At 59.0% G+C, this 9,766-nt stretch carries 7 protein-coding genes; 5 read left to right on the plus strand and 2 right to left on the minus strand.

Going from position 1 to position 9,766, the window contains the following annotated elements; translation table 11 throughout:
- The first annotated feature begins 178 nt into the window (after positions 1-178).
- From QP891_RS10085 to QP891_RS10095, 3 genes are read left to right on the plus strand one after another with little or no spacing between them, the layout of a single operon-like run.
- Positions 179-2,557, plus strand: a complete 2,379-nt coding sequence (locus QP891_RS10085) for an MMPL family transporter (protein WP_284817052.1) — start codon at positions 179-181, stop codon at positions 2,555-2,557.
- Entirely contained in the window at positions 2,550-3,149 is a 600-nt protein-coding gene (locus tag QP891_RS10090; RefSeq protein ID WP_284771075.1) for a TetR/AcrR family transcriptional regulator, read from the plus strand. The genes QP891_RS10085 and QP891_RS10090 overlap by 8 nt, the downstream gene beginning before the upstream one ends.
- A gap of 25 nt (positions 3,150-3,174) precedes the next feature.
- Positions 3,175-4,368: a DUF6882 domain-containing protein gene (locus tag QP891_RS10095; RefSeq protein WP_284771074.1), complete on the plus strand. Its 1,194-nt coding sequence runs from the start codon at positions 3,175-3,177 to the stop codon at positions 4,366-4,368.
- Here QP891_RS10095 and QP891_RS10100 read toward each other — a convergent pair.
- Complete coding sequence (locus tag QP891_RS10100; protein ID WP_284785423.1) at positions 4,358-5,392, minus strand: 3-hydroxyisobutyryl-CoA hydrolase; 1,035 nt, start codon at positions 5,390-5,392, stop codon at positions 4,358-4,360. The genes QP891_RS10095 and QP891_RS10100 overlap by 11 nt on opposite strands.
- Positions 5,393-5,460: 68 nt before the next feature.
- On the opposite strand from QP891_RS10100, the gene QP891_RS10105 reads away from it, so the two are divergent.
- Positions 5,461-6,252: an HAD family hydrolase gene (locus QP891_RS10105; protein WP_284771072.1), complete on the plus strand. Its 792-nt coding sequence runs from the start codon at positions 5,461-5,463 to the stop codon at positions 6,250-6,252.
- Positions 6,253-6,396: 144 nt separating this feature from the next.
- On the plus strand, positions 6,397-9,459 hold the full coding sequence (locus QP891_RS10110) for an acyltransferase family protein (protein WP_284771071.1): 3,063 nt from the start codon (positions 6,397-6,399) through the stop codon (positions 9,457-9,459).
- A 222-nt stretch (positions 9,460-9,681) separates the two neighbouring features.
- On the opposite strand, the gene QP891_RS10115 is transcribed toward QP891_RS10110, so the two are convergent.
- Positions 9,682-9,766, minus strand: an 85-nt coding sequence (locus QP891_RS10115; protein WP_239317516.1) for an IS3 family transposase, incomplete at its 5' end; no start/stop codon positions are given.

The following is a 9,766-nucleotide window of genomic DNA, read 5'->3' on the forward strand; positions in this document are numbered from 1 at the left end:
ATAGTCTACCTATCCTTCGCGCCACCCTGTGCACTCTGGGCTGGGCTGGGTTATAGGTCACATTAAAGAGCTACTATGCCTACCTGCACCTTATTTTGCACCATTTCCGCAAGATTGCATAGACTATGCAAGGTTTTAGAAGCAGTGCCCACACCTCTCACGCATAAAGGAGCTCACCATGTCCAGATTCCTCTACCGGCTGGGAAGCTGGTCCTACCGCACGGTATGGCCCTTCCTCGCCTTCTGGCTCATCGTCTTGGTGGCGATGGTCGGCCTCACCGCCGGCTTTGCCAAAACCCCGAACCCCAACTTCGCCATGCCAGAGATGGACTCCACCACTACTCAAGAAGAGATGATGGAGCACTTCGATCAAGATACCGATGCCATGAGCTCCCCAGAGGGCACCGTGGTCATCCAGGCCCCTGCGGGCAAGGAGCTGAGCGATGATGCCGTTGCCGGGGACATCGACAAGCTGCTCCAAGATCTCAAGGACACCGGTGCGCTGAAGAACGAGGATGAGTTGGTCAGCCCGGTCCTCGCCGCCGCTGGCATGGAAAAGCAAATGGGCGAGCAGATGCGGGCCCAAGGCATACCCGAAGAGCAGGTTGCGAAGAACCTGCAGCAGCTTTCCCCGCTGAGCGAGGATAGGACCACCGGCACCGTCACCATCGCCTTCGATGCCGCTGATGTCATGGACATCAACGATGACGATATGGCTGCGGTAACGGATGTCCTGCACGAGCATGACGGCGAAGGCCTCTCCGTTAAGTACCAGGGCAATGCCTTTGCGATGGCCGAGGCTGGCATGAATGGCAGCGCCGAACTTATCGGCATGGTGGTTGCCGCCATCGTATTGCTGGTGACCTTCGGCTCCTTCGTAGCTGCCGGCATGCCGCTGATTTCCGCCGTCATCGGCGTGGGCATCGGCATCCTCGGCGTACAGCTGGCCACCATCTTTACCGATACCGTCTCCGATATGACCCCGACGCTAGCCTCCATGATCGGCCTTGCCGTGGGCATCGACTACGCCCTGTTCATTGTCAACCGCTTCCGCAATGAGCTCATCACCTCCTCGGGCCTGAATAACCTGACACCAAAGGAACTGGCCAAGGAACTGAAGAAGATGGATAAGGGCACCCGCGCTCACGCCATGGGCATGGCGCTGGGCACCGCCGGCGGCTCCGTCGTCTTCGCCGGTACCACCGTGGTCATCGCCCTGGCGGCCCTAACCATTATCGGCATTCCATTCCTGTCCACCATGGCTATTGCCGCCGCGGGCACCGTGGTCATCGCCGTTCTAGTGGCCAATACTTTTATCCCCGCCGTGCTGGGCCTGCTGGGCACCAAGATCTTCGCCGGACGCGTGCCCGGCCCCAAGGTTTCAGACCCCGAGGACGAGAAGCCAACCATGGGCCTGCGCTGGGTCCGCCGCGTGCGCGCCCACCCGTGGCTGCACCTAGGCGTAGGCGTTATCGTGCTTGCCATCCTGGCCAGCCCGTTTGCGAATATGCGCCTGGCTATGCCTACCGATGGCTCCGCTAAACCCGGCACCCCGCAGCGTGAGGCCTACGAGATGTCCGAGGAGGCCTTTGGTCCAGGCCGCAATGCCCCGATGATCGCCTTCGTCAATGTGGAAGACGTCTCCGAACAAGACCGCATGCCGGCCTTCCAGGATCTGCTCCACAAGTTCAACGACACCGAGGGCGTGGATAACGCCCAAATCATCCAAACCACGGACAATGGCGATGCCGCCCAGATCATGATCACGCCGACCACCGGCGCAACCGATGAGAAAACCACCGAGACCTTGGAGCGCCTGCGCGAGTATCAGGGCGAATTTTCTAAGGACGGCGGTTCCTACGGCATTACCGGCATCACCCCGATCTTCGACGATATTTCTGAGCGCCTGAGTAGCGTGCTCGTACCGTACGTGGCCATCGTCTTGGGCCTTGCCTTCATCGTCTTGATGCTGGTCTTCCGCTCCATTTGGGTTCCACTCATTGCCGCCGCGGGCTACGGGCTTTCCGTGGCCGCCACCTTCGGCATCACCGTTGGCATCTGGCAAGAGGGTATGTTCGGCCTCGTCAACGACCCGCAGCCGCTGCTATCCTTCCTGCCCATCATGCTCATCGGCCTAACCTTTGGCCTGGCCATGGACTACCAGGTCTTCTTGGTCACCCGCATGCGCGAGGGCTACGTCAGCGGCAAGACCGCCGCCAACGCAACCTCGAATGGCTTTAAGCACGGCGCGCGCGTGGTCACGGCCGCAGCGCTCATCATGATTTCGGTCTTCGCGGCATTCATCCTGATGGACGAGCCATTCATTAAGACCATGGGCTTCGCCCTGGCAATGGGCGTGCTTATCGATGCCTTCGTTATCCGCATGATGGTCATCCCCGCCACCATGTTCCTCCTAGGAGACAAGGCGTGGTGGTTCCCCAAGTGGTTGAATAAGATCGTGCCTAATATGGATATCGAGGGCGAAGCCCTTCACAAGGAGCGCGAGGCACTCATGCGCTTTCAGCACGACAAGGTAGGAAAGGTTCATCGTGACTAGTTTGCGCGAATCCAAGAAGCGAGCAACGCGGCAGGCCATGTCTGATGCCGCGGCCCGCCTCGCCTTGGACGGCGGCGCTGAGGCAGTCACGGTCTCAGGTATCACCAACGCCGTCGGGGTCTCCCCGCGCACGTTCCACAATTATTTTTCCTCGGTGGCAGATTCCCTCTTGCACTACACCGCGGATGTCCTCGAGGCATTCGCGGCGGATATTCCCACCGCCTTTCCCGGCGAGCCCATCTCTTCGGTCTTGGAATTAACGCTCATTGATGCCCTAGACAATGAAGACATGGAGCTGCGCTCGCTGCACAGCCTGTTCAAGATCGGCGAGGCGATGGAAAACCTCAGCCACACCGCCGAGGAAAAGAAGAAATTCGATAGCGTCACGCACCGTGTCGTCGTTGCCTTTCAAGAGCGCTACCCCGAATATTCGGCCTTCGAGCTCACCATCATCTTGACCGCGTGCGGCAGCACCGGCAATGCCTGCCAGCAAGAGCTGAAAAGGCGCTGCGAATTGGGCAGGTCCCCCGGCAAAAGGGAACGCGATGAGCTGGTCCACCACGCCTTTGCCACCCTGCGCGGCCTCGTATGAGGTTTCAGTATCCTCGTAGGTAATTATGGATACTTCGAATTCGCTTGCCCAGGCCACCCGCGATGCCTGCTTTATTCAGTCGGGCCTTGATGCCGCCTTCCGGGCCCGCTTGGGCGATACCACCGACGTGGAATTTAATTTCCTCACCCCCTCAATGGATTCCGAGGGGCGCCTTAACCACAATCAGCCCGTGGAAATCCGCTGCAGCTCTCCCTCCGGTGTCAAAGACTTCCGGGGCACACGCATCGCCGTCATCGATCGCGCCGATTCGCCTACCTGGCAGTGGGCGATGCAGGCGGAGGCCGACCTGCCGCAGGGCGGGGATGACCCGGCAAAGTTCATCCCCCTCGCTCGCCTCTTGGCCGGCAATGCCCCGGTACTGCGGGCACAACAAGGCGATCATGAGGCGATTATTGCTGTGGATTTTCACCCTCGCCTCGACTTTCCCACCAGCGTTGCAGCAGGCATTCGCCGCAGCGCGCCGGACATTGATGAGCAACGCGCGGTGCACGAACTCGCCCACCACTTAGGCATCACGGCCGCAGAGGTCGGCGCGGAATCTGCCGCGGACTCCACTGCGGAGTCCGTCGAGCATTTTTCCGATGGAACGACGCTGTATTTTTCTAGCGCAGAGAGTGCGCCGCAGATTACCGCCATCGAGCCGGGCATGAAGGATACCCGCATCATCGAGGATGCCTTTTATTACGGCATGGAGCACCAGATGTACTTCCAGGGCAATTTCCCCGAGGCCACGGTGCACCTCAATGCGAACGAGGCAACGGCGGAGATCCGCTATTCTGGCGGGAAGGCCGAGGCCACGGCGGTACTCATCGCCACCATTTCGGAGGAGCGATTCCTGTGGGCGTGGGCCGATCCTGAGGTCAAGGACACCGCAGCCGCGCAGGCTGCCGCGAACCTGTACCGCTTCGGCATCGATCACCAGGTACCGGCGCTAATCCGGCCCGCGCTACCGCTGGACTACGCGCGCGCCCGGCAGATACCCCAGCTAGCCCTGCCCATCCTGGGCATGTGGACTTTGGTGGGCACCACGCTTGCCGATGGCCGCGTCGGCCTCGTCCTCCTCGATTCCGAAGCGCTGCATTTGCCGCAGCCCACATCCGCGGCCACGGAGGCAACGCTGGCGGCTACCCCACCCCGAGAGATCAATGAGGCGCGGGCCCGAGCAGCCTACGCCTCCTTCCGCGGGATTAATCTTTAGCTAATACATCGCGGATGACGTCTACATCCACATCCGCGACGCTTGCCGGTTTGAATGCCGCGTCATTGGATTTATCCACCAATACCGCGCGCACGCCATCGGAAAAGTCATCGCGGCGATACATATAAGCACCCAGCTTCTTTTCCAGCTCAAGGGCATCGCGAATGCTCGAGCATTTCGCCTCTGCTCGGTAGAGCTCCAGCGCGGCCACGATGGAGGTCGGGCAGGCCTGCGCGGTAAGCTTTTCTACCAGCTCCTTCAGTTCTGGGTACTCCTCTGCGGCAGCGATGATGTCCTGCCAGGAACCGTGGCGGAAGCTAGCCTCGATCCCCTCGATGAGCTCCGCAAGCGGGGCCTCATCTTCTGGCTGCACGGAGTGCTGTTCCAGCGCGGCGTCAATGCCTTTGTCAATGACGTCGCTGGCAAAGGCATCGCCGTCTTTTACGTAGTCAGTGGCCAGCCCGCTCCACACGAGGTCGGCGGCGTACATGCGGTAGCCGGTAATACCCCAGAACTTCGCGAGCTCTGGCGAGGCCTTACCGCGCGTGCCTACGGCGTTTTGGGAGGCATACGCCATGCCCACATCCGTGACGTAACCAATATTCATCTCCGGCATGGAGGCGAAAGTCTTATCCGTGACCACGCAGTGCGAGCCGTGCGCGGAGACACCAAGACCGCCGCCCATAGCGATGCCATCCACCAGCGCGATGACCGGCTTGGGGTATTCCGCGATATCCCCGTTGAGGGTGTATTCCGAGGCAAAGAAGTCATCCACTTCGCCGTATTTGCCGTCCACGATGCCGTCGCGGGCCAAGCGGACATCGCCGCCGGCGCAATAAGCTTTGGGGTTGGTAGAGGTCAAAAGGACCTGCTCTACCTCGTCATCATCGCGCCACTTATCCAAAGCGGCGGCAATGAGATCGATCATTTCTGGGCTCAGGGAGTTGAGAGCCTTTGGGCGGTTGAGCTCAATGACTCCGGTATGGTTGCGGATTGAGGACACGATAGGTGCATCATTAGTCATATCCCCTATTGTGACACACAACTCATATACCTAGCTACCGTTTGCGACTTCACAGATAGGTCTTAATTTTGCTTCCACAGCTTATCGCCCTAGACATGGACGGCACCCTGCTCGATGGAAACGGCGACTTGCCGCCAGGATTCGCGGCGACCAGCCAGCGCGCAACCGAGCTTGGCGTCACCCTCGTTCCAGCATCGGGGCGCCAGCTCGCCACCCTGCAAGAGATGTTTCCTCATGAAGATACCTTTATTGCGGAAAATGGCTCCGTGGTTGTGCACAATAACGAGCTGCTGAGCACTACGCCCCTGCCGTCATCGGCCGTCCACGCTGCGGTGAGAGCGCTCGACGCGGTAGCCCAACCCCACACCGTGGTGCTGTGCACGCCAGCTACGGCGTTTGTGGAAACGGGCATCGACGAGCAAGCCTCCGCCGAAATTTCCAAGTACTATAAATCCATCATCTGGGTGGATGACCTGCACGATCTGCTCGATGAGGACATTATCAAAATCGCGGCCTTCTGCGCCGATGGCAGCGAGAAACACCTCCACGATCCGCTGCGCGAGGCCGTGCCCGAGCACAATATTGCGGTATCTGGGGCAGTGTGGCTCGATGTGATGGCGGCCGGGGTCAATAAGGGGGTGGCGCTAGAAACCATGGCATCGCTGCTGGGTATCCCCCAATCTCGCACCGCGGCGTTTGGGGATTTCCTCAATGATTTCGAACTCCTCCAAGCCGCTGGCACCGCCATTGCCATGGACAATGCGCATCCTAAGCTCAAAGCCATTGCCGATACAATCGCCCCGCCCAATACCGAGTATGGGGTGCTGACAGTGCTGAATCAGCTTTTTGCCAGCCAATAGGATTAGACTCTTTTCTTTCACCATCTATCCGTAAAATATTGCCAATTTCCCGCGCCACGCCGTGCTCTCTACTTTGGGTAATGGCGCTGCTCGCGGTCTAAAATTGGCCGATTAGTACATTTTCGTAGTGCAATGGGAGTTCATGTGAATCGTTTTCTGCGCTCGCTGCTGGGGAAGAAAGATTCCGAGCGTAATGAGGCCACGCCGCCTTCGACGCGGCAAAAGGATGGGCCTACAGGTGATTCCTCCACTGAGGCTTCTACGCCTAAATCCGCCGCACCCACCGAACCGAATGCGGAAAGCCACACTGATAAAGGCGCGCGGAAGCAACAACAGGCTCCCCGCTCGAGTGGGCAAAACAGCAAGTCAACACCACAGGACAAAGGCAAGCAGGACAGTAAGAAAGCTGCACAAACAAAGCCTACGGACATCAACCGTGGTCTCGCGCGCCAGTCGCGCCAGATAGGTACGCCCACGCCGCAACAAAAGCAGGCAACTCGCACCCAAAATGCGAAGGCCGCCAAATCCGCTCCAACTAAGGGCACTACCCAAAACAAGCAAAACGGTTCCGCGCAGAAAAAGGCCGAAGCGAAAAAACGCCAACCGATAAAGCCAGCCACGCCCAAAGGATCTAAGAAACCGCAGCAACCCGCGGCCGAGACGAAGGAATTCCCAGCGAGCCCCGGCGGTACGTCCAGCAGTCCTAGTACTTCCCGCCCTAAAAACTCCGCTAGCGCATCCCAGTCTTCCGGTACTACTCGGTCCTCCGACGCCGCTCGTCCTTCGGGTACGGCCAAGCCTTCTGGCCCTGCAAAGCCCGCCGATGATTCGGCGAACGTCGCACAAGGAACCTCTGAATTTCCCACCCAGCAGTCTTGGCCCGCCCAAAAGCCCAAACAACACACGCCTGAGCAAGCTAAGTCCAAACAGCACAAGCCTGAACAGCGCGCATCTAGTCACAAGCGACCAGAGCAGCGCCAAACCGCACAAGAATCCGCCGCGGCACAGGGCCCCGCCTCCGTCCAGGAGCCTGCCTCTATCCAGGGGTCCGCCTCTGCGCAAGAACTAAAGCCTGGGAACCCAAGCGGAGAGAAGACCGCGCCCACGAAGGCCTTTCAGGCTAAGCGCCCTGCCGAAGAGAACGCGCGGGAACAACAACCTGCAGCCAATCACTCTGCGGAGCAGTCGTCTGCGCAAGGCAAGCAGGGCGCCAATAAATCGAAATACCCCTTGCAGAATCAACAAAACGACTCTGAAGTACTTGCAATACCGCCAGAGGATAAAAACGTGCGCAAGAAGCGGCACGCGCGGCTACGCCAAGTCAAGGGCCTCGATGGCCTGCGCGGCCTAGCCGTTCTCGCCGTTGTCTTTTACCACTTTTTCGACGACGCCCTACCCGGCGGTTACTTGGGCGTGGACATGTTCTTCGTCCTCTCCGGATTTCTTATTACGTCACTCCTCGTGCGCGAATACCGCACGTCCGGGACGATTAGCCTGAAAGACTTTTGGGTCCGACGCTTTAGGCGCATCCTGCCGGCCGCCGTCGCCGTGCTCGTTTTCTGTACGGCAATCGTTGCGTGGGTTGGCGGCGATTTGGCCGTCGGCCTGCGTCAGCAATTCTTCGGCACCCTGTTCTTTGTCAATAACTGGACGCAGATTGCGACCTCGCAATCCTATTTCGCCGATAACGAGATCCAGGTATTCGCCCACTACTGGTCACTCGCCGTAGAAGAGCAGTTCTACCTCATCTGGCCACTGCTCATGCTGGGTATTTTCCGCATCTCGTCACGCCAGCCGCGCCGCCTTCCGGTCGTCGTCGCCAGCGTGCTGGGGCTTGCCTCCTTCGCAGCCATGTGGTTTATCTTTACGCCAGGTGAAGACCCCACCCGCGTGTACTACGGCACGGATACCCACGCATTCGGCCTGTTGACCGGCGCTGTCCTCTCCTTGTTGGTGACCTCTACGAAGTCCGATCCCAACGCGGATTCTTGGGCCACCTCCGGCAAGGTAGAAACCCGCGCCGCCGGCATCATTGGCTTCTTGGCGCTCATCGGCTATGTCGCGCAGCTATTCCTCATGCCTGACGATGCCGAATTTACCTACCGCGGCGGGCTCTTTATCACCAGCATCCTTGGTGCCCTCATGGTGTGGGGTGTCATCCACGAGTACGGCCCGATGACGCCGCTGTTTAGGACGAAGGTCAGTCGGTGGTTGGGTCAGCGTTCCTTCTCGCTGTACCTGTGGCACTGGCCAGTCATCATGATTTTGGAGGCGCTATTCCACGGCAATCAGAATTCTGAGAATACTTGGATTCTGGGTCTTGTCGCCGTCCCCATCTCCCTGATCCTCTCGGAGATCTCTTATCAGTTCATCGAGAATCCTTTCCGCCGCGGCGGATACAAGAAGACGTGGAAGAACTACTGGGCCTCGCGCCCGAGCTTCAGCGAACTCAAGGATGGTTTTGGCAAGGCCATGTGGCCTGTCGTCCCGTTCTTGGTTGTCGCCTCTCTGGTGGGCGTTGTGTACGGCGTAGTTAATTCCAGCGACAAGACCGAATTGGAGCAGCAGCTCGACCAGCTCCAGCAGCAAAACGAAAGCAATAACCCACCTCCACCGGAGGCATCCGCTCCGTCAACAACATCGACTGAAGACGATAAAGACGAAGCAAAGGATGACGCCAAGACCCGCCCCATCCCGAAGGGGACAGATATTACCGCGATCGGTGATTCGGTGATGCTGGCGGCTAGCGATGCCCTCAGCCAACGTTTCCCTGGCATTTATATCGATGCCCAGGAATCCCGCCACTACACAGTGGGTATCCAAATCCTTCAACAAATGAAGGACGCCGGCACGTTGCGCGATACCGTATTCTTGGGCTTCGGCACCAACGGCGCCGCCCAGCCAAATCAAATCAGCCAGGCCATGGACATCATCGGCAAGGACCATACCGTGGTAATGGTTGTTCCCTACGGTGATCGCGAGTGGATGGCGCAGTCCCAGCAGGACGTCATCGACGCCGCCAAGGAATACGACAATGCTTATATTGCCGACTGGTGTGGCTATGCCGAAAATAATCCGGACATGCTCTACTCCGATGGCGTGCACCCGCTTCCCGAAGGCGCCACCGGCTATTCCGACGCCTTCTATGACGCTTTGAAGCAATATTCCAAATACGACAAGAGCGTATCCTCACAATGCCAGGCTTAACGGAGAGCGCGGCCGGAGGTAGCTAGCACATCTGGGTCGGCCTCCTACCTCAGCCTCACCCTCGCCCGCCCTTCGCGCTCGCGGGCGGTTCATTCTCACGGGCGGGTTCCCCGCCCCGTGAGCGCGAAGGGCGGGGTTTTATGTTCTGGCTCGTAGATGAACGCATAACTAAAGCCCGCACTCATGTCTGAACTGGCCCCCGAAAGTTGGACTGGTTTAATTCTAGGCGGTGAGGGGTTCAAGGGTCTGATTCCGATATTGCATCGGGGTCAGGCCCTTGAGTCGTTGTTGGATGCGTTCGGTGTTG

It is taken from the genome of Corynebacterium sp. MSK310, assembly GCF_030227355.1.
In the GTDB taxonomy this organism is placed as follows: domain Bacteria; phylum Actinomycetota; class Actinomycetes; order Mycobacteriales; family Mycobacteriaceae; genus Corynebacterium; species Corynebacterium rhinophilum.

Excerpts from the sequence above, each read along its gene's own strand:
- QP891_RS10085 (WP_284817052.1), top strand. The coding sequence starts at position 179 with ATGTCCAGATTCCTCTACCGGCTGGGAAGCTGGTCCTACCGCACGGTA.
- QP891_RS10095 (WP_284771074.1), top strand. The coding sequence starts at position 3,175 with ATGGATACTTCGAATTCGCTTGCCCAGGCCACCCGCGATGCCTGCTTT.
- QP891_RS10100 (WP_284785423.1), bottom strand. The coding sequence starts at position 5,392 with ATGACTAATGATGCACCTATCGTGTCCTCAATCCGCAACCATACCGGA.